The sequence below is a fragment of the Promicromonospora vindobonensis genome, from assembly GCF_042685865.1.
Classification (GTDB): domain Bacteria; phylum Actinomycetota; class Actinomycetes; order Actinomycetales; family Cellulomonadaceae; genus Promicromonospora; species Promicromonospora vindobonensis.
This window is the reverse complement of sequence record NZ_JBHUOG010000002.1, coordinates 79,769-105,104: the sequence shown is the minus strand read 5'-3', so window position 1 is coordinate 105,104 and position 25,336 is coordinate 79,769. Positions and strand designations below refer to the sequence as shown.

Sequence of the window (25,336 nt, the reverse complement as noted above, 5' to 3'; positions counted from 1 at the left end):
CGCAGCGGGGACGTCGGGGGATGAGCCTCAGGCTCGTTCGATGGCCCAGAGATCGCTCAGGTCCTCGCGGATCTCCGCCTCCAGGGCAGCCAGGAAGGCTTGCTCAGCGGCATCGTCGCCGGAGACCGCCCGGATGAGGTCGTCCTGGATCTGCTGCTTGCCGGCGAGCACCGCGGGCATCCGCTCGTCCTGTGTGCCCTTGGCGATGAGCCGGTGGATGGTCACCGGCTGGGTCTGGCCCGTGCGGTAGAGCCGGCCGTTGGTCTGCAGGTAGTGCTCGAGCGAGAACGGCAGCGTGTACCAGATCATCGTCGAACCGCCGTCCTGCAGGTTCAGGCCGTGTCCGGCGCTGGCGGGGTGCAGGAGCATCACCGGGATCTGCTTGGTGTTCCAGCGACGGACCATGGCGCGCGATCCGTCGAAAACCCGTGCATCGAGTCCGGCCTTCTTGAAGCGCGCGAGCAGCTGCTCGAGGTCCGAGCGGAAGTGGTAGGCGACGAGCACCGGCTCGCCGCCGTTGTTCCGTACGAGGTACTCGGCCATCTCGAGCTTCTTGTCGTGGATGACCTCGTATCGACCCGCCGTGGAGGGGTCGTCCGGATCCGCTGTGTAGAGCGTGCCGGAGGCGAACTGGGCGAGCTTGCTCGTGAGCACGCCCTGGTTCCCGGCGACGACGGTGCTGATGAGCGCCTGGTCCGGATCAGTGACGAAGTCCCCGATCATGCTCTGCCGGAAGTCCCGGTAGGCGACCTGTCGATCGTCGCCGGCGAGCGTGCTCAGATGCGTCCGGATCACCTGGGCCTCGGGCTCGTGCGATGTCCTGAGCCAGTCGTCGTAGGCGGCGCCGGCCTTGCGCATGACTGCCTCGTTGACGACGTCCAGGACGAGGCGGCGCCTGAAGTCCTTGTAGGCCTGCAGCAAGTCCGACGGGAGCGTGACGTTCGTGTCCTGAATCGTGAGCGCCGGGAGCTGCAGGCTCGTGTTCTGCGCGCTCATCACCAGATGCGAGATCGCCTGATGGATCTCCGCCTCGGCGCCTTCGGTGGGATCCCACCTCGCCGGCCTCGTGGTGCCCGGAACCATCTTCGCCACGAACCAGCGGTCGCGAAACGCGTCGATGTCCTGCCCCAGGGCCTGGCCCTGGTCGAGCAGGAAGACCTGGCTCCACAGGTCGTCCAGACCGTTGGGACTCGGCGTGCCGGTCAGCTCGATGAGGCGCGTGACGGCCGGGCGCACCTGCTTGAGTGCCTTGAACCTGTTGCTCGTGGGCGACTTGAAACCCTGGGACTCGTCGATGATGACGGTCTGGAAGGGCCAGATGATGGTGTCCTCGCCATTGATCGACTGGATCGGCATCTGGTCGACGAGCCCGCTCTGGCACCCCAGGCAGGGGTGGTTCCCGTGGCCACCTGCCCCTTTGCAGGTCGTGCAGGTCTTCTGCGGGGAGCGGGTGAGCAGCTCCTGGTTGATGAAGTACATCGTCGGCGGGTCGGTGAAGACGTCCCGGAACCGCGCCAGGCGCTTGGCCTTGGGCAGTTTCCGGTCGTTCTCGTCGACGATGAGCGACTTCGTCCGGATGGGGAAGCCCCACTTCTCGATCTCGTCGAGCCAGGTGGACCGCGCGATCGCGACAGGGGCGACGACGAGGATGTGGCCCATCGGGCGGACCGTCTGCAGCACGGAGAGCGTGGTCAGGGTCTTTCCGTCCCCGACGCCGAGCCATGCCCCGGCGAAGGGGTGGTCGACGAGGAAGTCGTGGATCTGCTGCTGGTGCGGCTTCAGTGTGATCGCGGACGGTGACGGATGTGTCGTCGTGGGGGCGTTCATGGGGTGGGGTCTCCCTTCTGGATGGTGTCGGCGGCGGCGCCGTGTGCCAGGCGCGTAACGAGGTGGTTGACGAGGTCGTCGACGGCCGCCTTGTTGTCGATGACGTCGACGCGTGCGCCGTCGCGGCGCAGTTTGGCGTGCCTGGTTCGCTGCCGTTTGCGCACTTCACCGCCGGGACGCTTCAGCTCGACGGACACGATCCCGGCCGGCCGGCGACGATCCGGTCAGGTACTCCCCCGTAGGCCGGGACCAAAACGCAGCAGACCGTGCCGCCTGCACTGGCGCGGGAAGTAGCGCGCCACCATGCCCTCGCGTCGGCCGCTAGGCGAGATCACCGGGGGTCGGCAGTCCGGGCGACGGCCTCCCGCAGCATGGCGAGGCGCTCGCCCGCGCCCGGTGAGCCGTGGCCATCCGTCCATCTCGCGGCGGCGATGACGATGCCGAGGGCACGGTCCTGCTCCGCTGCGGCGTCCAGCGCCAGCGCGAGGGCATGGTGGCGCGCGGTCCCGGCCGGTCTGCCGGGCTCTTCGGCGACGACGCGTGCGGTCTCGAGGATCATCTTGAGGAGCTGTTCTCGGGTCATGTTTCTCTCCGTGGTTGAAGGACGCGGTGCGGGAGCTGAACAGCGCATGCCCGTTCGGGAAGCGTTGACCGACCCTCGGTCGAGGTCACGGTCACGAGAACAGGCCTGTGCGGTAGGTGCGCAGGGTCGCCTTGATCGTGCCGAGCGCTTCGTCCAGAGCCCGGACCTCTTCATCGGAGTCCTCGTAGACCGACCGGTCGGACGGGATCTCCCCGACGACCTGGGTGATGATGGTCAGCGTCTCGGTGGGGGTCATGGTTGGTCTCCTTCGCTGCTCTGGGCCGTCAGGTGGCGTTCATCCAGTTCTTGGTGAACGTCTCGTCGAGCATCTGGGTATAGGTGCCTAGATCGAGCGCTGCGATGAGCCGTTCGACCCGCGGGGCCGGCAGCGTCCTCAGATCGTCGTTGGCGACGACCATCGACCACGTCGGGTCGATGCCGTTGATGCGGCGGATCACGACGTCCTGGTCGTCGGGCAGCAACATGAGGCCGTCAGTGGCGATGGTCTCGTTGCGGTTCTTCGCCCAGCCGTGGTGGCGCAGGACCTGGACGGCGATCTCGTCACGTCGCACTCCGGCGCTGCCGTTCTGGCGGCGCTTGGCCTGGCTGGCCGGGCTGACCTTCCAGGCGCCGGCGTTGTGCAGGCTCACGGCACCGTCGGTGCCGTCGAGGACGATGAAGACCCGGTTGACCATCTGCAGGGCTCGCGGGTTCACGATCCGGGCGTCAGCATCCTCATCGTCCTGGTCACCGTCGCTGAGAGGGTCCGCGGCGAACGGGTAGGTGATCGATCCACGCGATGCGGCGATGACGTTCTGGAACAGCACGAGCGTGCGCACCGGGTCGTCGGGGTCGATCGCCTCCTCGATCGCCTTGCGGCCCAGCACGGGGTCGAAGGGTTCGGACAGGGCGCCCTCTCCCCGGCTGGCGACGGTCTGCAGGTATCGGGCCAGGGCGAAGTCGATCACGGCGGGGTGGGCCAGCGACTTCGTCGGGGTGGGTCCCGCGTGGCAGGCCAGCGTGCCACCCGAGGCGGTGATGATCGGGCTGTCGGCGACGGCCCGGCCGGGGGTCGGCGCCTCCAGCTCGAGGCGGTTGTTGGAGTCCTTGCTGATCAGGAACATCAGCTCGGGCTCGATCTCGACGCCGATGGCCGACTGCTGCTGCGCGAGCACGCGGTTGTTGGTGCTCTCGTCGAAGCCGTTGCTGCCGTCGACGACGGAGTAGAGGCCGTCGGTGTTCGTCGAGATGATCCGTGCGCCCGCGAGGGTCTGTGCCTGGCCGATGCGCCAGCTGAACAGCTGGCCGATGATCCGCATCGAGATGATCCGGTTGTTCATCCGGATGGGAGTGCGGTGCGAGGCATCACCGGCTCCGGACGCCGAGTTGAGGATCAGCTTGGTGCCGTTGCGCAGGGTCGCCAGCCGGGCCTTCTCCTCAGGGGTGATCCCGAGCTTCTTCATCTCCTGGCCCAGGCGCTCCTTCTCGAAGAAGATCGTCGTGTAGCGGTCTTCACCCAGCTCGGGGTTGTAGAAGGCCCGCATGTTGCGCAGCAGGTTGGGGTAGTAGCTCGTGAAGTCCTCGTGGATGACCAGGCCCGCGCTGGTGCGGGCGTACTTCGGGTGCAGCCTGGTGGAGCCGTCCTCCTTCGAGGTGAACAGGGCCGGTGCTCTCTTGGCCGGTTCGTCGCGGTAGACCGCCTTGGCCGCCGAGGTGACGGCCAGGACGGCCTTCCCATCGAGCACGGTCCCGTCGGCCAGACGCACGTGCAGCGCCTCGGCCTCTGGGCGCTGGGTGGCCAGCAGGTCGGCGGGGTCGGATGTTTGGGCCTGCGCGCGTGCGAGCTGCGCGGTCTGCTCGGGGTCGTCCTTCTTCGGCTTGCGGTACTTGACCTTTTCGGTGTCGGAGCCGAGCAGCACGAGGCGCTTGTCGACCCATGTGCCGTCGGGCAGGGCCAGCAGGTGGTGCTGGCGCTTGGCCTCCGCGACGAAGTCCTTCGCGTCCGGGAAGGCGATCCGGGCACGCTGGAGCATCGTGTCTGCCTCGATGCGCGCGATCCGGTCCAGGGTGTAGGCAGACATGTCGGCCTCGGCGCCGTGGATCCCTCCGGTGGAAAACGTCACGAAGCACGAGGACGGCGAGGCGTCGGAGTGGAAGTAGGGCACGTTGTTCGGTGTCTTCGGCACGTCACGCAGCGACCTGGGCGGCAGGGAGTAGAGCTCTTGGTACTCGTCCGAGTCGTTGAAGTTCTTCCCCTCGACCGAGCGGTAGTAGCCGACGACCTGCATGAACTGCGCATGCGCCGCCTTCTGCGCCGGTGTCGTGCCTGGGTTCTTCCTGGGGTCGGGTGCCACGTGGTTCTCGAAGAAGCGCACGCACTCGTCCAGGACGTTGACCTGGGCGACGCCTCGCTCGGCGGCCACCTCCTTGGCCGGGTAGAGGAAGGAGACTGCCTCGATGTCGTTCAGCGGCGTGTACGGCGCGAGGATGCGGCCGACGAACTTCGCCGAGGACGAGTCGACGGTCAGCCGGTCGCGGCGTGCCGAGCCGTCCCTGGCGTAGACCGTCTCGGCGTACTGCGTGAGCAGGCTGGCCTTGAGGTCGAAGCTGCTCGCGTAGGTCGGATGCGTGAACAGCTGCGCCAGACCGAGGCAGTCGGAGACGTTGTAGGCCAGCAGCTCGTAGAGCTCCTCGAGGGTCCGGATCGAGGTGTCGTGGCTGAGCTTGTCGGACTCCTTGATCTGGTGGCCGAGCATCCCGAGCAGGCGCTTGAGGCTCACCTTGAACTGCTGCTCGTTGAGGCGGGCGACGTCGAGGTGACGCCCTGAGTGCAGCATCGCGCGGCGGATCTTGGCCGCCGGGCCGTCCCAGCCGAGATAGCCGGGCATGTACTCGATGTGCTCGCCGAACAGCGTGTCGTTGTGCTCGCGCATCCCTCGCGCTGTGGCCGGCTGGAACAACCGGTCGCTGTGCGGGGCCGGGAACGCCTCGTGGAGATAGAGCGCGAGCATGACCGTGTCGTAGTTCATCGAGTTGTACCCCGCCAGGAACGGGTGCGCGCTCGGGTCGTAGTCGGGATCCGTGTCACAGACCGGGCGCAGGTGCGCCGGGTAGCTCGAGACATCGCTGCGGTCGTTGACCTGGTCGGCGTTGGACAGGCCCACGAGCTCGGCGAGACGGATGTTGCCCCGCTCGGAGCGCAGGTTCCACAGTTGGGTGCTCACCGCGGGCAGGCCCGGGTTGGATCGCACGACCGCCTCGTACAGCGCCTGCGGGTCGACGCCGTCCGAGAGCTGCTCGTCGTCGGTCAGGAAGAAGATCTCCAGCCGGTCGACGACGCCGTCAGGCTCGGGCGTGTACGCGCACAGCGTGAAGACGTCTTTGAGCGACTCGATGTCGTAGAAAGTGAAACGCGCGTTCTCAGCCGTGACGGGTCTGCGCTGGGTGGTCATGATGGGGACCTCTTTCGTCGTTCCGGCCGTCACGGCCGTCTGCGTTCGCCGGTGTCAGGCCCGCTCTCAGTGCAGGTCGTGGGGTGGGCGCCGGGGCGTTCGTCCACGCGCCGGGTGGCCGCAGCCATGAGCCGGGCCTTCACGGTCGGGGCGGTCGCGATCTGCGCGCGCAGGGTGGGCTTGGTGATCCTCTGCTCGCGCGCGATGTCGGCCAGCACCGTGCTGGTACGGCTCGGTTGGCCGGCGAGATCGAGCACCGCCCGGGCGCGCCCGGCGATGGTGTGAACGACTGCACGCATACGTCTCAGAACTCCTCGTCGGTGGTGTCGTCGCTCTGGGTGGGGCCACCGGCGTGCCGCAGCAGGCCGCGATAGCTGGCCTGCGGGAGTGGCTGCGAGATCTTCATCGGGTCCTTGCCCGTGTAGATCGGGTTCGTCCACTTCTTCAGGTCGTACTCGGCGATGAGCGGCTCGGGGTTGCGCATCATCTGGCCCGGGCGGATCTTGCGGTTCTTGTCCGGGCAGTGCCACAGGGCGTCGGCCCGGACGATCGCCACGACATCGGTGATGAACTGCTTGTTGCTCACCGGGGAACCCGAGGGCGAGACGTCGGCGAACCAGGACTTGTACAGGTCGTAGAGGAACGTGAACGGCGCCAGGTCCCACACCAGCCGCTCCCGGAACTCCTCCCAGAAGGCCCGCACGGGGTCGTTGGCCTCCTTGTACTCGGCCAGGACGGCCCTCGTGGCCGGAGGCTCGGACAGCTGGTAGTAGTTGCCCGGATCGGCGGCGCCGGCCTGGTTGAGCACGTACCACAGGGCGTACTCGAGGACATCGGCCCGCTGGAGGTAGTCGCCCTTGATGTACTTGCGCTCCATGCCGGTGAAGCTCTTCATGAAGGGCACGAAGAGCTGCCGGCGGTAGAACGACTCGGACTTGTCCTTCACGCGCGGGAACTCGTTGAGGCACTGGACCATGAAGCCGAAGAACTGGTAGGCGATCGGCATCCGGAACTTGCGGTTGATCTGGATGACGTCGTTGGTCACGATCGCCTTCAGGTTGGCCGCCTTGTCGATGAAGGTCCCGACGTCGTTCTCGTCGACGATGATCGCGTTGGCGCGTACGAGCGGCTCGAGGGCGAAGTCCTTGCCGAAGTCGGACAGCGGGATCGAGGTGTGCGACCTCGGCCCGCACAGGTTGCGCATGAGCGAGCACAGGCTGCCCTTGCCGTTGTTGCCCTGCTCGGAGTAGAACCAGGCCGTCTTGCCCCACGAGACGTGCGGTCGGATGATCGCGCCGACGATCTCCCAGAGCAGCTCGGGCACGCCCTCGTCGTCGGAGAGGTCGTTAACCCAGGACTCGATGTCCCACACCGTGCCGTCGTCGGGGTCGGTGATCACCGGGTTGTCGGGTGCGTCGACGTAGTCGATGTGGCACTTGGCCAGGAAGACGAGCGCCGGGTCGAAGGGGCGCAGCGACTTCGCTTTGAGGTGGAATGCTGTGCCGGCGATCGTGATGTCGCGGTCCTCGCGGCCGTAGTAGAAGACGCCGTTGTTCACCGCGATGAGGTCGCGGTCGCTGCACTGGTGGGTGCGCGGGCTGTCCTCGCGCAGGACGGCGAGGATCTCGGCGAACTCCTTGAGGGTCAGCTGCGTGTTGTACTTCCGCGCGGTCGTGCGGATGTCGTCCTCGCTCGTGGTGTAGGTGCCGCGAGCGGGGCCGGTGGCCTGGTACATCGCCAGCAGGTCGTACTCGCGGTCGGTGTCCTTGGCGCTCGGCGCGATGCGGATGACGTGGTGCAGGTGCAGCAAGATCTGCGCGACCTGCCAGTTCGTCAGGCACTTGGCGGGATGGAGCTTCTCGGTGGCCGTGGTCGCCTTGGCGTTCTCTGCCTTGCAGACGACGTTGACGATCGCGAGCAGCTCCTTCTCCAGGACACGCGGGGCCGGAGGTTCCGCTGGATCGAGCACCTCGAGGTAGGCCGCGGTGACGTACGTGACGATCTCGTTCGGCAGGGCCATGCCGCCGTGCTTCGAGAAGTACCCCGTGACGCGGGCGAGGGCGTCGGCCGCGGGGCTGGTGCCAGGGCTGCGCGTCGCGGTGGCCTCGTCAGGGACGGGTGTACGGGCATCAGGTGTCGTCATGCTGCCGTCTTTCTCGATCGTGTCGAGCGCCGCCGGCAAGGTGTGGGAAGCCGATCGGACTCGCAATCGAATGGAACGTGCACGCGACTCTATGCCATCCGACCCTCCTTTCGCAATCATTGCGATGGTCTATCGAATGATCATTCGATAGATGCTCCGGGAGCGGCCTGTCGAAGACTCGGTCGCGCCTCGAACGGGATCGGCGAAGGCGCACGGTCCGCGGTTCAGCTACACCGCGGAGCGTCGAGGCGTCGGATCCGTGTGAGCACCGGCGGTTCCGTGAGCCATGCACCGCGGGGCGACCGGCGGCTCACTCCCGGCCACGCCGCCCGCGGGCGGCGTGAGCCGCCCGGCCGTCCGGTCGGGGTTCGGAGGGGTTCTTCGGCCCGGCCCTCGGCTGGCACTCGTACGCCTGGCAGACGCCCCACAGGCACCGCATACCCCGTCGGGGGTATCGGGGCGTGTACCACGTGTGGTGGTACACCTGTCCTGCCTGGTCAGGGCGACCATTTCACAGGACACAGCGAGGCTGTACCACGAGGAGATGTGCACGTGGTACACACGTTTCCCCTGGTCAGGCAGGCATTACATACCCCCTGTACCACTTGTACCAGTAAATGAAGGCCAGAAACACGCGCGAGGGATCCAGAGCAGACTGGTGATCGGGTGGTGGATAGGGTCGGGTCGCCGACTCGATGCGTCCCTATACACGTGCTCGGAAGATCGTGGTACACGTGGTACATCGACGAGAAACGCCCGTTGAGCAGGCAAGACGGCGTACCACGTCGGCAGTTGCAGGTGGTACGTGGAGCGTCCAGCAGACCCTCGCGATACAGACGTTTGACCAGGTCAAGTGTGGTTTCCCTGCGTGTACCACGTCAGGTGGTACACCTCGAGGCCCGAACGCCCGGTTCTCTTCCTGGGCGACCTGAGACCTCGGCGTCCGACGCCGTCGTGCACCGTCCAGTTGCCGCGGGTTCTGCGCAGCCGCCGAGCGTGAGCTGAGCGCGATCGCCGGGCAGCTGACGCCAGGTACCCATCCGGTTCGATGCGACACCCAGGCGAGCACCTTGGGATCCATGCCTCCGTATGAGCCGCTCGCACACCATGGTGTTACTTAGCCTCGGTCACGTCGGTGCGTGTTCCCCCGTCACCGTGGCCTCTCGTGCTCCGCTGGTGGGCTCTGACGAGCCCCCCGGGTGCGTCCTTGCGAGGTATCGATGTCTAGCATCCGCCTGGCGGACTCGTACGACAGCACGGTCTGACTGATCATCTGCGTCGCGGTGGACATGGATGACGCCTGCGATACGAGGACGAGTCGGAATCGTGGCTTCCGGTGCCGGCAGTGCCGCGATGGTCGCGAATGGTTTCACCGGTCGTGTGTGGTCCCTGCTCATTGCGAATGATCATTGGCGGTTGGTAGCATTGGCGTCGGGTGATACGCGGCTGTCGTCGCCGTTGTTGCACTGGAACGTGAAAACACAGAGGCCGGAGAGCGTCCCCGTGGGAAGGGAACTCTCCGGCCTCTGTGCATCGTGTTGACGAGCGCGAGACGTGGACGGTGGCCGTCACACGTGGACGGCAGCACCTCTGTCTCGGTGGTATCCCGCATAGGGGGGCTCGGGACTGTGGCTACGGGACCACGCGGGCCGTTCGACGGCGTAGAGGATCTCGTAGGCGATCGTGGTGTTGCGGTTGAGCCGGTTCATGTCGGCGGTCTTGCTCATCACGATCTTGCGGAAGCCGTGGACGGTCTCGGCCCGCTCGAAGAAGCGGCGCAGCTTCTCGCTCACGCGCTCGTGCGCGTGGTCTTGCGTGACGCCACTGCCGGACACGACGAAGACGTGCGTGTGGCCGGGATCGAAGGTGGGGAACCCACCGGTGTCGAGATCGAGACCGATCTTCGCGCGGCCGATGTTGAGCTGGTCGGGACGGACGAGCCGGCCCCGCGCGTCGTACGTGCAGGCGCTGACGATAGCCATGATGGATTCCTCTCCCCTCTTGTCGAGTTTGACTGAATGAATTCTCTCAGCCGTTCCCCCGGTGACCGGATCGCCCCGGTCACCCTGATGACCGGAGGGCGTCATCGCTGCCTCCGCGACGCGACCAGGTCGCTCTCGGACGAGGGCACTCCGAGGCCCGCAGCCCTACCTGTCGCCTCCCGGTCCGTCCGCGGCGGCGGGGGCAAGTGGGTCCAGGACGACCGTCTGGCAGAGGACCATTGCGACCCCGGCGAAGACGGTGCCCAGAAGCAGCGCCGCGACCGGGTTGGACAGCCCCACGAGCGCTGGCGCGGGCACGAGGATCGCCGCGAGATTGAAGCCCAGGTGCAGGAGCACGCAGGGCCAAAGCCTCCGGGTGCGCTCGTAGACCAGCGCCAGCAGTATGGCGAGGGGTAGCACCGCGACGAGCTGGACGGCGTTGCCGTGTACGAGGCCGAACACCGCGGTCGTGACGAGCACGGAGCCGACGACACTCACGTGGCGGCGCAGCAGGGGGTAGAGCAGGCCCCGGAAGAGCATCTCCTCGGCGATCGGCGCGATGACCAGCGCGAGGAGGACTGTGACGGCCGCGCCCGCGTCCGCCTTGGCCCGCAGCGACTCGTCGAAGCCGGCCGAGCCGGCTGTGGTGTAGAGCCACAGCGCGAGCGACTGACCGGCCAGGAAGGCCAGCACGGCGCAGGCTCCAACGAACAGACCGAAGTGCGAGGTCTCACAGGTCGGATGCGGCGCGGGCGTGTAGTCGAGCCAGCGGAGCCGGGCCACACGCATGAGGCCGACCAGCACGATCACCACCGCGCCGAGCAGGGCGGTCGCGCCGATCGGCTCGCCAACGACGGATACCGCCCCGAGGCCGAGACCGAGGTAGGCCGTGACGACGCCGAGCGGCGCCAGGACGCACCAGGCGACGGCGAGCAGTCGGTGATCGGTTCGTGGCACGGCCATGGCTGCCTCCTTGGCAGGGTCATGCGGAGGACACGACCTGTTGGGTGATGACGGCCTGGACGCGAGTGTCACCGCGAAAGGTGTTCAGCTGCAGCGTGGCCGTGAAGCGCAGCGTCCCGAGGTCGGTGCGGCTTGCCCGGCGGACAAGTCCCCGGATGCCGTCGAACTTCTCCTCGGCGGCGTTCCACCACAGGCAGGACAGACCTGACCGGGTGACCAGGCGCAGGTGCTGCGCCTCGGACCCGATCCGGTCGACGCGTAGCCCGAGCGGCTCGATCGCGATCTCGACGACCGGCGCGGTGAAGCCGTGCCCGAAGGGCTTGAGCGTCTCGGTCCGGCGCACGAGCTCGAACAGGGGCTCGAGGTCGTCGAGCCCGGCGTCGCAGTCGGCGTCCGGCCCCAGGACGAGATCACCCTGAGGCGCATCGGGGTCGACGGCCAGGAGAGCGACCCGTGTGGCGTCGGCGAGGATCTCGACGAGAACGTTGAGCTTGTCCGCGCTCTCGATGCGCACGCCGCACGCCTGCTGGTGCCCGATGGCGGCAAGTCCGTCGTATGGTTCGAGGCCGGTGATGATGTCGAACCAGCCTGGCGCACGACCGGAACCGCTAACGAAGTCGTCGGAACCGCTGGGGCGGTTGACGACCACGACGGGGTGGCCGCTGCGCTCCATCATCTGGCTGGCCAGCAGGCCGTACATGCCCGCCCGTGCGTCCGAGAAGTACACCCACGGAGCCAGCGGCTGGTCACCGTCGGTGAGCTCCTTGAGGTGCTCGACGGTCATCTGCCTGCGCAGTTCGTTGTTCGCGATGACCGCGTGAGCAGCCTTGAGCTTCTCCTCGGTCCCGACGGCCGTAAATACCTCGAAGCAGTCGTCCAGCGGCGCCCCGATCCGGCGGGGACTGTTCATCGCCGGTGCGAGATAGAAGCCATAGAAGCCCTCGTCGAGGTCGTCGGCGTCGCGGATCTTGCCGTGCTGCGCGAAGGCCTTCAGCATGAGCGCGAAGCCCTCGAACGCCGAGAGGAACGCCGGGTGATGCGCCTCGGTGCGCAGCAGCTGCATCAGGGTCGACTTCTCGATGTCGATTGCCTCGGGGTCCGGGTCGTAGCCGCCCCAGGGGTTCGGGATCGTCTTCGGCGCAGCCACGCGGAGAAGGCGGGCGATCGAGAGCGAGTCGCGTACCAGCTGACGGTTCTCGTAGAGGATCGGCATGACGTCGGAGACGGTGCCGAGGCCGGCGAACAGGCGCAGCAGGTGGATCGCCCAGAGTTTGTCTGGACGGTGCTTGCGGGCGTGGGCCTCGACGACCTGGTAGAGCACGTGCGCTCCGCAGATGCCCGTGTGAGCGTAGGTCTCGTCGATCCGGCAGGGATCGACGGTGATGTCCGCGGTGGACCCGGGCTCGAGCTCCTCGTGGTGGTCGGTCACCAGCGTCGTCCAGCCCAGAGCCCGTGCGGCGGCGATTCCGTGGTGGGAGTTCACTCCCCCGTCACAGGTCAGGAGGATCTGGGTGTCGGGCCAGCGCTGATGGATCTCGTCGATGTCCTCAATGGTGAGATCGTGACCACGGCGGTAGTCAGGCACGTGCAGCTCGACATCGAAGCCAAGCTCGGACAGCCCTGCGTAGCCGAGGACACCGGAGGCGATGCCGTCCATGTCGAAGTCCGGGGCGATCGTGACCTTCTTGCCTGTGGTCCGGGCGTCCTCGAGAGCCTCGACCATCTCGGCGAGATCCAGGAGCTCGTCGTGCTCGGTGGACTCGATGGCCTCGAGGTAGCCGTCCGACCAACCTCGGCGCCGGCACAGCAGAGCAAAGAGGTCGGTGTTCTCGACGCTGCCGTAGCGGTCGCCGACGGTCTGGAGCATGGACATGCTGGTGGCCTCTCTCGATCGGGTCGATAGTCGTGGGAGCGGCGTGAAACCATCCGAGCCCGTAGTGCGATTTTAGCAGTGCGATCCGTCTCTACTGCTAGAATCGCAGCATCAATGGCACTATACGAGGGCCTATGGCACAGATCTGTCACTTGATCACTCGATAGGCTTCTCATGGCTCTCGCGCATGAGCTAGTGTCGGCAACATGGCCATTAAGACAATCGTCGAGTCAGACATCAGTGGGCAATCCGATGCCGCCACGGTCACCTTTGGCCTGGGCAACACCTGGTTCGAGGTCGACCTCACAGAGGATGAGCAGAAGGAGCTCGAACAAGCCCTGGCTCCCTTTGTGAAGGCTGGCCGGAAGGCCGGGCAGTCGACCAAGAAGAAGCGGGCCACGCCCGAGACGACCGTCGAAGAGCGCGCGAAGATCCGCACCTGGGCCCGAGAGCAAGGCCATGAGGTCACCGAGTTCGGTCGCATCCCGCGAAAGATCATCGACGCCTACCGGGAAGCCCACAAGAAGAGCGATCAGACGTGACTGTTCGGAACGTCGTTGTCGTCGAGTCGGACATCAGCGGGAAGCCGGACGCAGGTACGGTTGTGTTCGGACTGGCAGACACGTGGTACGAGATAGACCTCACGGACGAAGAGCAGAAGGATCTCGAGCGAGTCCTGAAGACGTATCGCGAGGCCGGCCGGAGAGCTTCGAAGAAGACGGGCGATCGGGTCCCGTCAGACACGACCCCCGAGGAACGCGAGCAGATCCGGATCTGGGCCCGAGCGCAGGGCTACGACTTCGCTGACCGTGGTCGAATCCCGAAGAGGATCTACTCCGCCTACCGCGAGGCTCACAAGGAGAGCGATCGGTCCCGCGCGAGGACGCGCAACCGGGCCACCAAGAGCAGCTGATTCGCTGATCCTGCTGCGGAACTGCCGCAGCATGGCCCCGGACCATTTTCTCGGCCCGGGGTTCGTCATGGGCGACCCAGTCGCGCGCACGGCCTCAGCGAGCCGAAACGCTGGATGGTACGGCGTCGAGGACCTGGAGCCCGGCAGCCAGCGCGCGCGATCGACAGTGCACGGTGCCGTGGGAGAAGTGACCTGGAGGGCCGGCAGGCAGAAGCTGCTCCTGGCTGCGCCGCGGACAGGCGGGCTTGCGGCACAGGTCGAGGAATGCTGTGCAGAGCACGCTCGCTCCTGCGTCGAGGAAGTCCCCTGCGACGTCGACCATGTGTTGGTTGCGTCGCAGGCCGGGCCGGTCGTGCGCGGACCAGTCGGCGGGGAACGTGAGGACCTCGAAGCCGGCGTCGCGCCACAGCCGTTCGGCCATGGCATCGGCACCTTTGTCGCAGTTGCCGGACAGGAGCAGCGGGCGCACGACGATCTCTGCACCCCAGGTTCGCCAGGCTTCGCGGAAGACCGAGCGCATCGTCGGCTCGTCGGTCCAGGTGCGGGCACCGGTGACGAGGACGACGTGGGAGAACCTGTCTGAGATCTTTCCGGGCATCATTCCACTCTCCTCTTCCAGTGGCGTCGTCGACTTCCGACTCGTCGCATAGATGTGCGACTGCGCACCCGTGCCAGCTCTGCTGGCTTGACGGCCCACTGCTCGTTCTCGTGCGATCTGCTCCCCTACGGGAGCGCAGCGAGCGGTCGCACGGACCGTCCTCAGTCAGCCCGGCGCGCAGCGCCGGGCCATCCGCCACGGCTACGCCCTCCTGCTGCGGCCGGCTTGTGGATGAATGCAGCGGAGCAGTGGTGGGGCCTCCTCTCTCAAGCGCAGCGCTGGGCATAGCCGAGGGAGCGCAGCGACCGAAGGTCTGGCGAGCGAAGCGAGCGGCGGAACCCGTCGGCTATGCCGACTAACACGTCCTCGCAGCGCAGCGGAGAGGCCGAGCGGAGCGAGGGTCCGCAGGACACGTGTTATCAGGTTCCCTTATGCCCTTTGCTTCTTCCCTCCACTGCAGCGCGTCCGGAGCCTTGGCGGAGGACCGATGCGCCGTTCATCAGGGGAAACGGCTCGTACCCTCTCGACCCGTACCCCTCCCCCTTTTCCGCGCAGCGGGGTACGGGTCCGGCCGTTTCGCCTGGTCATCGCACCTTCTGGTCGTACGGCTCTTTTGACGACCGTGATACAGCCGTACCCCAAGCTGATTCCGTCTCGTGAGGCACGATCGAGCGGGGGGTACGAGTCTGCGCTGCCCTCAGAACGCGGGGCGCAGCCCTGGTCTATCGCTCCTGTCACAGCGTGCTCCGGCAGGCGAAGCAAGTCCTCGCCGTGCTCCTCGTCACCTGCGCCGTTACGGCTGTACATGGGCGCTTCGGACGGCGACCGAGCCTCTGGATCAGTGGAGCAGACGACCGGTAGAAGGTGGAGTCGACGCTTGGTAGCGACCCGGCCCCCGGTTGCACAGCGCACTCGAGGCGTGCACGTCACGCTTCTCGACGTCTGCGAGCTCCCATCCTGGGCCGTCGATGTGTCGCACCAAGCGGCTCCTCGGGACACGGACAAGACACGACCCGTGCCCGGGTAGGCGGCTGGGCTTCGCCAGGACCCAGCGGGAACACCTCTGGGCGTCATGAAGCCGCCGGAGCGGCTCCTGTCGGACGACGCCGTCGTCCCGGGTGGCTCGATGGTGTCCCGTGCGCGTCTCTCCCGTGTATCTCGCGTGGCGCGCTGGCGCATGCGGCCGGCGCCCTGCGTTCCATCGCCCGTGAGTGGCACAGAGGTGTCTCCTGCGTGTCCTCACTGGTACCCGATTCGTACCGCAATGGTGGATGACTCGCGTATCCGATAGGTATTGCAAAGGGCTCGATAGATCATCTATGCTCGGCCCGGAATGATCCATGCTTGAGCCTGAATACGAAGGTGAGGTGAGTCCGCATGACGGCAACAGCCACGTCGGTTGCACAGCCGGATGGGCGTCGACTGCGAGCTCGGGGGTCAGGTGAGCACGATGGCAACGCAGTCGGGTGAACCCCGCAAGATTCGCTGGACCGTGCCCGCCGTCGACACCTCGGTGATCGCCTGGCTCGATGCGCAGACCAAGCCCACGCAATCGCTGCGGTGGCTCGTGCGGGAAGCGATCCAGCACCACGGCTACACAGACGTCGTCTACCAGCCCGTTGAGCAGCTGCCACACCTTGGGCACCCAACGCAGGCAGAGCAGTCCGATGACGGGCCGAGCTCGAGTCCCGCACCGCGGGACGAGGAGTCAGCCCCCGCGCCGGCCGACGATTCCGAGGAATCCACACAGCCCGCAAAGCAGGTATCCATCGACGAGATCATGTCGAGCACCCGGCGGTAACGGAGTGATCGTCGCTCTCCAGGTAGGGACACCATTCGTGAACGACACCAAGGGGTCGAAGAAATGAACAGCAGCGCGAACGACATCATCACTCTCACCGGCGGTATCGACGTCGGCAACGGCTACGTCAAAGGCGTCATCCGGAACACGAAGACCGCGGTGTTCGACGAGATCGACCTGCCCAGCGCGGTCGTCTCGACGTCTCGCACCTCCCCGAAGGTGCCTCTCTCGGACAGCGACGCGTTCGCGGTGATCACCGGCGACTTCTACAACCATCTCGACTGCTCACTCACGACGCCGCTCGTGGCCGCCTCGGATCGCCGGATCTTCGGCCGGGCCGCGCTGTCCGTGCGCGGCTCGAAGTTCACCGAGTTCGAGGTGATCGGCAAGCACTCCAAGGCCGATCAGGAGCTGTCGAAGGTGCTCGTGCTCGGCGTCTTCGCCGCCAAGGCGCTGCGCGACCACGTCACCACCCACGGCTCGCTGCCGGATCACGAGCTGCGCGTACTGGTGCGTGCCGGCCTGGCGCTGCCGATCTCGGAGTACGTCGCACGACGCCACGCCTACGCCGCGGAGTTCACCGGCGCTCGAGGCGGTACCGACCGCGCGGTGCACCTCGTGACGATCAAGAACTTCAACACACCCGTCAGCATCCGCCTCGAGTTCATCGACGTGCAGGTGATGGCAGAGGGCGCCTCCGCGCAGTTCGCCATCACCGAAAAGGGCGAGGTCCTCGCCCAGGCGCTCCTGCAGGACCTGCGTGCTCGCGATGCCTCGCTCGTCGAGGGCGTCACGGCGGCGGACCTGGTGGCGGTCCAGAACACGATCGGCGTCGACGTCGGCGAAGGCACTGTGAACTTCCCCGTCTTTACCGACGGGCGGTTCAATCCCGAGGCCGCCGCCACGCTCGACGAGGGCTACGGCACGGCGCTGATGAACGCCATGGAGCGCATGAGCGAGTCGGACAACACTCTGCAGTTCTCCTCGCGCAAGCAGCTGGCGGACTTCCTGCACGCGAAGCCGTCGGTCCTCCAGAAGTCGCGCCACGACCGCGCGGCGGGCTTCGCCGAGGTCGAGGCCAGCTACCTGGTCGACGAGATCGTCTCCGCCCTCGGGGACGTCCTCTCCCAGGCCGGCGCGACGACCGAGGTCGTCTACGTCTACGGCGGCGGCTCGGGCGCGATCAAGGACCTGCTGCACCCTGCGCTGCTCAAGGCGGCCGGTGACGTGCCCGTGCTCTACCTGGACTCAAGCTACTCGCGACACCTCAACCGCGAAGGCCTCTACATCGCGGCTCGCCACGTCGAGCAGAGCGCGCAGGCGGCACTTGCCGAGGTGCCGAGAGAAGAGGTAGTCGCGTGGTGAGCAAGGACGCAGAAGGCGAGCACCCAGGTGACTTCGAGAAGGACCTGCACGCCGTGCTGCGCCGGAACAACCGCGTCGTCCGAAAGACTATCGGCACCGTCTCGGCGGGATTGCGACGTGTCGCCGAAGGCTTGCCTCACGATCGGACATCTCAGCACCGACAAGAGCAGGACTGTCGCTGATGCTCGCCCCAGTGAATCGGCCGGACGTTCTACGCCACCTGCGAGGACAGTGAGCGCTCCGCGCTCCCCGGCACCACGACGGCTGGGAGGACAGAACGATGACGATGTTCGACGTGTACGACCAGTTTCCAGCCCTTGCGTCGTCCTGGCATGAGCGCTCGAGCTGCCTGGACGAGGATCCCGAGATCTTCTTCGCCGGCGGCGGCGTCAGCCGCAAGGCGAAGAAGATCTGTCAGTCCTGCCCGGTGCGCGAACAGTGTCTCGAGCTGGGCTTGCGCAACGACGAGCGCTTCGGCATCTGGGGCGGCCTCACCCGGGCCGAGCGGAAGGCACTGACGAAACGCAGCCCGACATGACGAGCCGGCGGCTCCGGGCTGTGACGGGCAGAGGGTCCGGCGGGAGAGAAAAAAGAACCCCACCGTACGGAGCATTCGCTCCGTACGGTGGGGTCTTCAGTGCATGCTCAGTCTGCCTCAGCGAACGCGCTCGATGAGCGTGGCACCGCTGCCGTCCTGGAGCCCGGTGGCCAGGTCGTACCAGAAGCCGCTGGGGAGCCTCACGAGGGTCTTCGCTTCGCAGACCTGCCACGATCCTGGTATCGCTGGGTGGTGGCGGCGGTCGACGATCGCCGCGATGCCGATCGTCTCGACGACGCTCTCGTCCCGGACCCACCTAGTACCGCCGTCCCGGAGGTCGGCGGGCACCTGCTTCATCCACGCGGGGTGGTCGAGGTTGCGCTTGACGACGACGCGGTCGCCGATCCGTAGGTCGGCGAGGTCGGCCGGTGCTGTGGGCATGGTGGTGTCCTTCGTCTCAGGTATGGGTAGCGCCTGTTCGATCACCGGGATGCTCGATACGTCCAGCAGTCACCACCAGTGCCGGAAGATGTAGTTACCTCTCGGCAGTTCCCCTCGGCGGATGAGGTCAGCCAGGACTCCCTCCAGCGACGGTGTGAAGGCGAGGTCGGCGTAGAAGTAGGCCTCGAACACGGCGCCCTCCAGATCGGCAGTCTCCGGCGGGTTGGCCTGAGCCGTGACCTTCGCGTGGTCGTCAGAGACGGAGATGCTCAACCAGTAGTCGAGCTCTGTCATGCCGGCCTTGGTGACGCTCTCCTGCCGCGCACGGTCGTACCCGAGGTAGATCTCGGTCCGGTCGAAGTCGTGGAGCGCCTGCTCGTAGTCGTCGTCCGACTCCAGCTCGTAGAGCTTCACGCTGTCGTTGGGCAACGACTCCTGATCGCGCTGGCAGCCCCGCAGCGAGCTGTAGGGCTTGCCGTGGACGCGCTCGACGATCGTCTCGATGGGGATGTAGCCGGTCTGGGGACCCGCGCAGTGACTGTGTGGCTCAAGGATGTAGTAGGTGCGGCGCGCGTACGCGGCGGATGGCTGAGGGGTCTGCTGAGACATCTGTGCTCCTCGATGAGGGTGCGGGTACGCAAAAGCGCGGCCGCCGCCCGCCTCGATGGACGGACGGGACCGGATCACCAGGACATGGATCAGCCGAGGCTGACTCTCTTGCCGCGCGCCAGCTCGGCGCCGGAGACGACGATCCGGTGGCCGCCGACCGGGTAGGCCGGGTGGTCGGAGGCGACGACGGCACACGTCCAGGAGCCGGAGTGGCGCCGGCGCGGCAGCGGCTCCTGGTCGACGCCGTCGGGCAGGAAGTCTCGCTGGTACTCGATGGGCACGACCACGACCCGGTACTTGCGGTCGGTGCGCGGCGCGACCCAGGGCAGCTCGATGAGCAGGTCCAGGGGCCAGCCCGGGATCGTGACCGGCAGTGTGGACAGGAAGTGGTTGATCGAACCGTCGGGGGCCTGAGCGAGCCGGTCGCGCTCTTGCTCGGGGGTCTCGACGAAGCCGATGAGTTCGAGGAAGGCCATGGTGATCAGGGCTCCTTTCTTCGGTCAGACGGCCGCGCGGTGCACGAGAACCAGGCGCGAGCCGGGGGTCAGGAACAGTCCGTGCTCGGCGGTCATGACGAATGCGGTACCCGTGGACGAGACGGACGCGTCGACGACGGTGGCTACGCCCGGGACATCGGCCCGGATCAGGGGCAGGTCGCGCAGGGCGACCATGTCGCCGGCGCGCAGCAGGCGAGCGCTCTTGCCACCGAAGAGGCGATGACGCCCGGTCGAGCGGTAGACGACGTCGAGGAAGTCCGGGGTCGGGTTCTGGAACATCTCGCAGAAGGCCGGGGTGAGGGCGTCGGCCCGGTCTCTGCGGGTCGCTGCGGGCATGTCGGGGTCCTCAGCGGGTCTCGCTGTAGCCGCACTCCGGGCACGTGTGTGAGACGTCCTTGTGGGAGTGGACACCTCTGGCGTCGGACTCCATGGGGACGCCGTCGTTGGGGCAGGTGAAGCTGGGCATAGTGGCCTCCTGGGGAGAGAAGATGTTCTTCGACGCCAGATCCGGATCAGCTCCGCTGATCCCTGCTGCTCCAGCCAGCAAGGCGGCGTGCAGCGCAGGCGGGCATGGGCGGCGGAGGCTGCCACCTCGTAGCGGTTCCAGTTCGCGGTTCGCAGGCGCGTCAACTGGTCAGATACAGGGCTGTGCAGCACGCTGGGGCCGTGGAATTCCTCGGCAGGTTGTTCGGCTTCGACTGGTCCGCGCTGGAAGCCGAGACCAAGGTCGCGCTCGCCACTGCGCTTGTCGCCGTCATCGGGACTGTGGTGGCCAGCGGGATCGGGTGGTTCGTGAGCTTTGTCAACAACCGCAACACGCTCAAAGAGCAGCGTCGGCTGGCGATGGAAGAGAAGGTCTGGCCAAGACGCGCTGAGACGTACGTGGAGGTTCTCGAGTGGGCGCGCGAGGCATCGAAACACATCGAGGAAGGTGAAAAACTTCCTCTTGCACTTCAGAGCAAGATGGCCGCTTACGCCTCACCCGGCGTCCGTGCAGCGTGGGCCAAGGTCGACAACGAGATGGGAGGCATCTCGGGTTTGCGCCTTCTCAAAGCAATCGACGAAGGTAGTGCCGCCGTACCCGAGACGCTCGCGCTGTTCGGCAACGCCAGCCTCGGCCAACGGGTGGTGGACTTCACTCGTCAAGAAGTGCAGCAAATGGGCGGTCATGAGAAGGCGCTTCGAAATTCCTACGTACGGCTCCATCTTCGTTTGGACGACCTAGAGCGCGAGATCAGGCAGGATCTCAACGGTCGGCAGGTCAAGAAGAAGTAGTTTCCGAATCTGGCTCAGACTGCTGCGTCAAGAAGCGCTCCAGGTGCGAACGGCCCTCCTGGCGCTTCAGAGGCTGGCGAGATAGCGAAGAAAAAGAAGATCCCCGTTCGAGGAGCACGAGGCTTCTCGAACGGGGATCTTCGGGTACGACTCTCTATTCAGTTGTGGCACGCGCAGCCTGGACCGGTGCCTGGGAGGTGCTTCCATCCCTGCGACCCTCGTCGCTCGTGGCGGGCTGCCCCGCAGGGCACCGGTCGCACGGCTAGCTGGCTGCGCTGGTTCCGAAGGGCAGCTGTTCGTCCTGCACGGCGCTGGAGGTCGCAGGCTGTGCGGCCGCCGCGGCGACGTGCACCTGGTCCTGCCTGGCGGCCTGGTTCTGGGCCTCCGCGTTGACGACGCGCTCGGCCAGGCGGGCCTGGGTCACCGAGCGCGGCTCGAGGAAGGTGATGTCCTCGGCGGTCACCTTGAGGTCGAAGACCTGCTCGCCGTTCTTCGAGTAGCGGTCCATGCGCAGCGTGTAGCCGATGGCGACCTGGTCGCCCTTGTGGATGTTCGAGTACGGGCCAAGGCCCTGGGTCTGTGAGCGGACGAAGGCCTCGACGGGGATGGCGTCGGACGGGCGCTCGTTCTGCGCGTTGGTGTAGTTGCGGTCGGCGAAGATCGTGAGGAGGACCTTCTTGGAGCCGTCCTTGTTCTCGAAGACCTTCGGGTCGTTCGCGAGGCGGCCGATGACGGTGCCGTTGTTGCGGGGGTTCGACATGATGATGCTCCTCGGGTACACGAGAGCGCGCGGTCGATGTCGTCGATCCGCGCGCGGGGTGGGTTGGGTTGAGCTGTTCGGTTGTCTGTCGAGTCACCATCCGGATCAGCTCCGCTGATCGAACGATGGTCTTCAGGACGAGCTCCGGATCAGGCGTGCTGATCGAGTGCTCCTGCACATACCTTCCGGATCGACTTCGTCGATCCCAGAAGCCCTTGCACCACGTGTTCCGGATCAGCTCTGCTGGTCGGACGCTGTGATTCCAGGGCTCAGGTCCGTCCCGGTGTCAGATGTTCAGCCGTTCGCGGATGAGGCGGTCGAGCTGCTGGTCGTTGCACGACGCGCCCTGGTCTGTGCTGGTCGTGCGGGACATCTGCAGGTAGGCGATGAGGCTCTGCGTCTGCTGCTCTTCGAGCTGCTTCTGCTGGAGCACAACGAGGTCGAGGGCGCGTTGGGCGATCAGGTGGATGGACCGCTTGATCTCGTCGAGGTTCTCCCCCAGATCCGTGTTCCGATCGGTCATCCCAGCGTCACCTCGACCTCGTAGGCGGTCGAGCAGAACGGCCCGACGACCACCTTGTGCACGCGCTTGACGAGACCAGCGGCCTCGAGCCGGGCGGTCAGGCCCTCACCTTCGGACCAGTCCTTGATGAAGACGTTGCCGGGCCTGGCGATAAAGCCGTAGTCCAAGAGGTTCACCGAGAGCCGCTCAGGGCCCTCGTCGGTCATGAGCGTCAGCGCCTGGTACCCCATGTCGTGGTGGAGCGAGCCGGTCAGCTCGGTCAGCTCGGTGGTGCCGAAGACGATGGTGACGTCGTCCTTGGTGGTGGGCGTGATCATGATGGTGGCTCCTTCGTGAGCGCGCGTACTGGGGTGGTTGGTGCTCCCGGGCCGCCGCGGCTTCGCCAGGTCGCCGGCGCGCACGGTGATGCGTTGCGGCGGGCGCGGGACCTGATCTGCTCGCGCGACGGCTCGGGGGTGCTCGGTGGAGGCCGGGTGAACCGGTCTCAGAGCCCGTCCTTCTCGTGGTCGTAGGGCTCGTCGGGGTCGTGCGAGTCCGCGTGCACGCCGGAGTCCTGGCCGTGTGTGTTCCGGTACTCGACCTTGCGGGTGAGCCGGACGAGGCTCAGACACAGGCACAAGAGCAGGAACAAGGCCAGGGCGAGGAACGCCCAGCTCTGCAGCGGTGTCATGGGGGATCCCTTCGACGAACGGATGTCGAGAAGACCCCCGACGCAGCCCTGCTGCGTCAGAAGCCCTTCCCCACGGCACCCAGACGTGTCCGCCCCGAGGAGGCCCAGCCGATGTAGCGATGACTCCTCGCTCGGCACATCAGCAGAGCTGCGCGAGCGTGTGGCCACAGCAGAGGTGCCAGACCTCGTACTGCGGGCCCTGGCCCCAGCGGTCGTCCCAGGTGGGGTCGTGCTCGATGGAGTAGTCGACGACGTCGCGGGGCATGCCCGGCTCGCACGTCTCGTCGTAGGAACACAGGTCGCACCACTCCTGCTCGGCGCTTCGTGGCAGAGCCGTGCCGTCGTCCAGCCAGGGCGTGCCGCTCCCCCAGGTGGCACCTGCGGCGGGTGCCGTCGACGAGCCGGCAGTTGCCTCGTCGGCCATCCGACTCGGCCCGTACCTGGTGAGAAGGTTGCCGACTCGGATCGGCGTGCGGGCGATCTCCTCGGCGTCAGTGATGCTGGTGGTCGTGGTGTCGATCATGGGTGCTCCTGGGCGTTGGGGTCCGGGGCCGGTGGTGCGGCCCCGGGTTGGTGGATCAGAGATCGGGCGGGACCGGCAGATGGGCGCCGCACCCGTCGTTCGCAAACCTTTGGCAGCGACTACGCGGACTGCGCGCAGCTGCTCGCTGACGCACTCCGCCGGTGTCAGGACCGACTTCACAGAAGAACCCCGGTGATGCCTCGCGCATCACCGGGGTTCTTCTTTTTCCGCGGCCTCGTGACCGACCCGCCAGGGACCTGCCGGAGAATCTGGATGTACTTCGGCTCAGCTCCGCCGCGCCTCCGTCACCGCGTCGACGGCGGCTCGCAGGTCCCTGTCCCCGAGGCCGCAGTTCACGTTGCGCTCTGCGACTTTGAACAGATCGGCGAGGGCTGCGTTGATGGACTCGGCCCGGCGCATGGCGGCTTTCGCCGTGGCGCGCATCGCCTCGTACTGGGCCAGCTCTTCCTTCGTCGGCACCCGGGGCTTGTGGCGGGTGGTCCGGGTGTTTCGGGCGGTCATGCTGTCGCCTCGTATCCGGCGCCGAGCAGCGCTACTCGGTGGTCGAGCGTGCCGGCCGTGGAGCCCGGCAGCTCGGTGGGGTCGGCGAGCACCCCGTCGGCGTCGGCGCCGTAGATGTAGGTCTCGGCGTGCATGCTGGTGCCGCCTGCCTCCGGGTCGTGGTGCGGGGCCTCCAATGCGGAGACCACGACGTGCGCGTGACCCTGGAGCGGCGGGTCGAGGCGATACAGCGCTGCCATCCCATGGAACTGAGGCAGGTTCGTCCTGAGCAAGATTGCGGTCTTCACGATGCGAACTCCTCTGCATAGGCAGTGTTGGCGCGGTCCCACCTGTTGGCGGCCTCGACCAAAGCGACGGCGAGCCGCGGGGCCCGGTCGAACGAGGCGGACAGCGCGTACCGGACGGCCGCGGTCTCCATGTCGATCAGGGCCTGACCGACGGCGAGGCCGTGTCTGGCGCCGGACCAGTAGCGCCCCGCGTCCAGGTGCAGCGCGGGGTGCAGCGCGGGTCGGTGAGTGCTCGACCCAAGCTGGATCTGTTGGGCCTCCAGCGGTACGTACCAGGTCAGGCCCACCGGGTGAGTGCGGTCAGGGTCGGGGATGGTCGCGGGGTCGGCGACGGCTGGCGGGATGTAGACCGCGGCGATCTGCCCAGCAGGCGGGCAGGTGTGCTCGTCGCCGGTCCAGTACCAGTTGCCACAGGACCTGCACTGTCTGCGGTCGATGTGCTCGACCATCGCTGGTCCCCGATCGGGCCGGACACCAGGTGTGCGTGGGCCGGGACGATCACGCGGGACGTGGGAGGCGAGCACGGGTATCGAGGTTTCGTGGCGCCGGCGGACGGTCATTGGTCCGTCTCGCACTGCTCGGCCGCCTTGTTGAACGCGGCGGCGGCGCCGGCGGCGTCGAGCTCAGCCTGCTGCACCAGCGCCATCTCGGCGTCGAGGGCTCTGGCGGCCTCGGCGATCGTGTCGTTGTCACGGGTGCGCTCGGCGTCGTACCGCTCGGAGGCCTGCACCCTGGCCAGCGCGTCGTGCTGGTCAGCCGTATTGCGATGGGCGCGCTCGGCGCGTCCGGACTCGATCAGGTCGGCCAGGCACGGCGGTGTGTCCGTCGCGATGGTGTGGGTGATGGGCTCAGGCTCGGGAGTGAGGGCGACGGTCAAGCCGTGCCCGGCGGCGCCGGAGACGAGAAGCGCAACGGCCATGGCGCCGTACTGGATCAGGACCGGGGACCGTCGTTCCTTCGACCGTCGTTCGTTCTTGCGGAGCATTAGGATCTCCTTTGGTGGTGCCGTCACGTCCGGGTCTGGAAACTGGGGCGTGGCGGCATTGCTTTGCCTGAGGCGTCAGGCGGCGGTGGCTTGCTCGGCCTTCCCCGCCCGACCCAGGAATGCAGGTCGACGCAAGGATGAGCGGAGTGTTGACCTCGCGACCGTCGGTCGTCCGACCGAGTGCGACAAGGCCAGACGTGAGAGAT

At 66.8% G+C, this 25,336-nt stretch carries 30 protein-coding genes; 6 read left to right on the top strand and 24 right to left on the bottom strand.

Annotated features, from left to right (window positions below):
* Positions 1-27: 27 nt before the first annotated feature.
* From ACFS27_RS13725 to ACFS27_RS13680, 10 genes are all read right to left on the bottom strand, one after another.
* The gene (locus tag ACFS27_RS13725) at positions 28-1,827 is read right to left on the bottom strand and encodes a DEAD/DEAH box helicase (protein ID WP_377183867.1); all 1,800 of its coding nucleotides are present in this window, start codon (positions 1,825-1,827) and stop codon (positions 28-30) included.
* On the bottom strand, positions 1,824-2,024 hold the full coding sequence (locus ACFS27_RS13720; protein ID WP_377183865.1) for a hypothetical protein: 201 nt from the start codon (positions 2,022-2,024) through the stop codon (positions 1,824-1,826). The genes ACFS27_RS13725 and ACFS27_RS13720 overlap by 4 nt, the downstream gene beginning before the upstream one ends.
* 134 nt (positions 2,025-2,158) lie before the next feature.
* Positions 2,159-2,410 (bottom strand): hypothetical protein, encoded by a 252-nt coding sequence (locus tag ACFS27_RS13715; protein ID WP_377183863.1) that lies wholly within the window; start codon positions 2,408-2,410, stop codon positions 2,159-2,161.
* A gap of 91 nt (positions 2,411-2,501) precedes the next feature.
* Positions 2,502-2,666, bottom strand: a complete 165-nt coding sequence (locus tag ACFS27_RS13710; protein ID WP_377183861.1) for a hypothetical protein — start codon at positions 2,664-2,666, stop codon at positions 2,502-2,504.
* 28 nt (positions 2,667-2,694) lie between these two features.
* A complete protein-coding gene (locus ACFS27_RS13705) occupies positions 2,695-5,862 on the bottom strand; it encodes a hypothetical protein (RefSeq protein ID WP_377183859.1) in 3,168 nt (1,055 codons plus the stop codon).
* Positions 5,863-5,891: 29 nt separating this feature from the next.
* Positions 5,892-6,161 (bottom strand): hypothetical protein, encoded by a 270-nt coding sequence (locus tag ACFS27_RS13700; RefSeq protein ID WP_377183857.1) that lies wholly within the window; start codon positions 6,159-6,161, stop codon positions 5,892-5,894.
* A 5-nt stretch (positions 6,162-6,166) separates the two neighbouring features.
* Complete coding sequence (locus tag ACFS27_RS13695) at positions 6,167-8,005, bottom strand: DNA primase family protein (protein WP_377183855.1); 1,839 nt, start codon at positions 8,003-8,005, stop codon at positions 6,167-6,169.
* Positions 8,006-9,573: 1,568 nt separating this feature from the next.
* Positions 9,574-9,987: a hypothetical protein gene (locus tag ACFS27_RS13690; RefSeq protein ID WP_377183853.1), complete on the bottom strand. Its 414-nt coding sequence runs from the start codon at positions 9,985-9,987 to the stop codon at positions 9,574-9,576.
* Positions 9,988-10,152: 165 nt separating this feature from the next.
* Positions 10,153-10,950 (bottom strand): CPBP family intramembrane glutamic endopeptidase, encoded by a 798-nt coding sequence (locus tag ACFS27_RS13685; RefSeq protein WP_377183851.1) that lies wholly within the window; start codon positions 10,948-10,950, stop codon positions 10,153-10,155.
* 19 nt (positions 10,951-10,969) lie between these two features.
* Entirely contained in the window at positions 10,970-12,823 is a 1,854-nt protein-coding gene (locus ACFS27_RS13680; protein ID WP_377183849.1) for a DHH family phosphoesterase, read from the bottom strand.
* A 206-nt stretch (positions 12,824-13,029) separates the two neighbouring features.
* Here ACFS27_RS13680 and ACFS27_RS13675 point away from each other — a divergent pair, with 206 nt between their 5' ends.
* Together ACFS27_RS13675 and ACFS27_RS13670 are read left to right on the top strand one after the other, a co-directional pair.
* The gene (locus ACFS27_RS13675) at positions 13,030-13,365 is read left to right on the top strand and encodes a histone-like nucleoid-structuring protein Lsr2 (protein ID WP_377183847.1); all 336 of its coding nucleotides are present in this window, start codon (positions 13,030-13,032) and stop codon (positions 13,363-13,365) included.
* A complete protein-coding gene (locus ACFS27_RS13670; protein WP_377183846.1) occupies positions 13,362-13,736 on the top strand; it encodes an Lsr2 dimerization domain-containing protein in 375 nt (124 codons plus the stop codon). The genes ACFS27_RS13675 and ACFS27_RS13670 overlap by 4 nt, the downstream gene beginning before the upstream one ends.
* A gap of 94 nt (positions 13,737-13,830) precedes the next feature.
* Here the strand turns inward: ACFS27_RS13670 and ACFS27_RS13665 are convergent, their stop codons facing one another.
* Complete coding sequence (locus ACFS27_RS13665; protein ID WP_377183845.1) at positions 13,831-14,334, bottom strand: SLOG family protein; 504 nt, start codon at positions 14,332-14,334, stop codon at positions 13,831-13,833.
* Positions 14,335-15,784: 1,450 nt separating this feature from the next.
* Between ACFS27_RS13665 and ACFS27_RS13660 the strand changes: the two genes are divergently transcribed.
* The 3 genes from ACFS27_RS13660 to ACFS27_RS13650 all read left to right on the top strand — a co-directional run bounded on the left by ACFS27_RS13660 (position 15,785) and on the right by ACFS27_RS13650 (position 18,038).
* Entirely contained in the window at positions 15,785-16,135 is a 351-nt protein-coding gene (locus ACFS27_RS13660) for a hypothetical protein (RefSeq protein ID WP_377183844.1), read from the top strand.
* Positions 16,136-16,198: 63 nt separating this feature from the next.
* Entirely contained in the window at positions 16,199-17,500 is a 1,302-nt protein-coding gene (locus ACFS27_RS13655; RefSeq protein ID WP_377183842.1) for a hypothetical protein, read from the top strand.
* A 280-nt stretch (positions 17,501-17,780) separates the two neighbouring features.
* A complete protein-coding gene (locus ACFS27_RS13650) occupies positions 17,781-18,038 on the top strand; it encodes a WhiB family transcriptional regulator (RefSeq protein ID WP_377183840.1) in 258 nt (85 codons plus the stop codon).
* Positions 18,039-18,155: 117 nt separating this feature from the next.
* Here ACFS27_RS13650 and ACFS27_RS13645 read toward each other — a convergent pair whose 3' ends face one another.
* From ACFS27_RS13645 to ACFS27_RS13630, 4 genes are all read right to left on the bottom strand, one after another.
* Positions 18,156-18,479 carry a hypothetical protein gene (locus ACFS27_RS13645; RefSeq protein ID WP_377183838.1) on the bottom strand — a complete coding sequence of 108 codons (324 nt, stop codon included), beginning with the start codon at positions 18,477-18,479 and terminating at the stop codon, positions 18,156-18,158.
* 69 nt (positions 18,480-18,548) lie between these two features.
* Positions 18,549-19,088 carry a hypothetical protein gene (locus ACFS27_RS13640; RefSeq protein ID WP_377183836.1) on the bottom strand — a complete coding sequence of 180 codons (540 nt, stop codon included), beginning with the start codon at positions 19,086-19,088 and terminating at the stop codon, positions 18,549-18,551.
* An 89-nt stretch (positions 19,089-19,177) separates the two neighbouring features.
* Positions 19,178-19,564: a hypothetical protein gene (locus ACFS27_RS13635; protein ID WP_377183834.1), complete on the bottom strand. Its 387-nt coding sequence runs from the start codon at positions 19,562-19,564 to the stop codon at positions 19,178-19,180.
* A 24-nt stretch (positions 19,565-19,588) separates the two neighbouring features.
* Positions 19,589-19,921 (bottom strand): hypothetical protein, encoded by a 333-nt coding sequence (locus tag ACFS27_RS13630; RefSeq protein ID WP_377183832.1) that lies wholly within the window; start codon positions 19,919-19,921, stop codon positions 19,589-19,591.
* Between the two features lie 330 nt (positions 19,922-20,251).
* On the opposite strand from ACFS27_RS13630, the gene ACFS27_RS13625 reads away from it, so the two are divergent.
* Positions 20,252-20,860: a hypothetical protein gene (locus tag ACFS27_RS13625; protein WP_377183830.1), complete on the top strand. Its 609-nt coding sequence runs from the start codon at positions 20,252-20,254 to the stop codon at positions 20,858-20,860.
* A 262-nt stretch (positions 20,861-21,122) separates the two neighbouring features.
* Here ACFS27_RS13625 and ACFS27_RS13620 read toward each other — a convergent pair whose 3' ends face one another.
* The 9 genes from ACFS27_RS13620 to ACFS27_RS13580 form a co-directional block, all read right to left on the bottom strand.
* Positions 21,123-21,620, bottom strand: coding sequence for a single-stranded DNA-binding protein (locus ACFS27_RS13620; RefSeq protein WP_377183828.1), 498 nt, complete (start codon positions 21,618-21,620; stop codon positions 21,123-21,125).
* A gap of 286 nt (positions 21,621-21,906) precedes the next feature.
* A complete protein-coding gene (locus tag ACFS27_RS13615; RefSeq protein WP_377183826.1) occupies positions 21,907-22,143 on the bottom strand; it encodes a hypothetical protein in 237 nt (78 codons plus the stop codon).
* The gene (locus ACFS27_RS13610; protein ID WP_377183824.1) at positions 22,140-22,460 is read right to left on the bottom strand and encodes a hypothetical protein; all 321 of its coding nucleotides are present in this window, start codon (positions 22,458-22,460) and stop codon (positions 22,140-22,142) included. Before ACFS27_RS13610 ends, ACFS27_RS13615 begins: the two co-directional genes overlap by 4 nt.
* 167 nt (positions 22,461-22,627) lie before the next feature.
* Positions 22,628-22,813 (bottom strand): hypothetical protein, encoded by a 186-nt coding sequence (locus ACFS27_RS13605; protein WP_377183822.1) that lies wholly within the window; start codon positions 22,811-22,813, stop codon positions 22,628-22,630.
* A gap of 139 nt (positions 22,814-22,952) precedes the next feature.
* A complete protein-coding gene (locus ACFS27_RS13600) occupies positions 22,953-23,336 on the bottom strand; it encodes a hypothetical protein (RefSeq protein ID WP_377183820.1) in 384 nt (127 codons plus the stop codon).
* Between the two features lie 285 nt (positions 23,337-23,621).
* Positions 23,622-23,858: a hypothetical protein gene (locus ACFS27_RS13595; RefSeq protein WP_377183818.1), complete on the bottom strand. Its 237-nt coding sequence runs from the start codon at positions 23,856-23,858 to the stop codon at positions 23,622-23,624.
* Positions 23,855-24,145, bottom strand: coding sequence for a hypothetical protein (locus ACFS27_RS13590; RefSeq protein WP_377183816.1), 291 nt, complete (start codon positions 24,143-24,145; stop codon positions 23,855-23,857). Before ACFS27_RS13590 ends, ACFS27_RS13595 begins: the two co-directional genes overlap by 4 nt.
* On the bottom strand, positions 24,142-24,594 hold the full coding sequence (locus ACFS27_RS13585; RefSeq protein ID WP_377183814.1) for a hypothetical protein: 453 nt from the start codon (positions 24,592-24,594) through the stop codon (positions 24,142-24,144). Before ACFS27_RS13585 ends, ACFS27_RS13590 begins: the two co-directional genes overlap by 4 nt.
* A 107-nt stretch (positions 24,595-24,701) precedes the next feature.
* On the bottom strand, positions 24,702-25,130 hold the full coding sequence (locus ACFS27_RS13580) for a hypothetical protein (RefSeq protein ID WP_377183812.1): 429 nt from the start codon (positions 25,128-25,130) through the stop codon (positions 24,702-24,704).
* Positions 25,131-25,336: the final 206 nt, after the last annotated feature.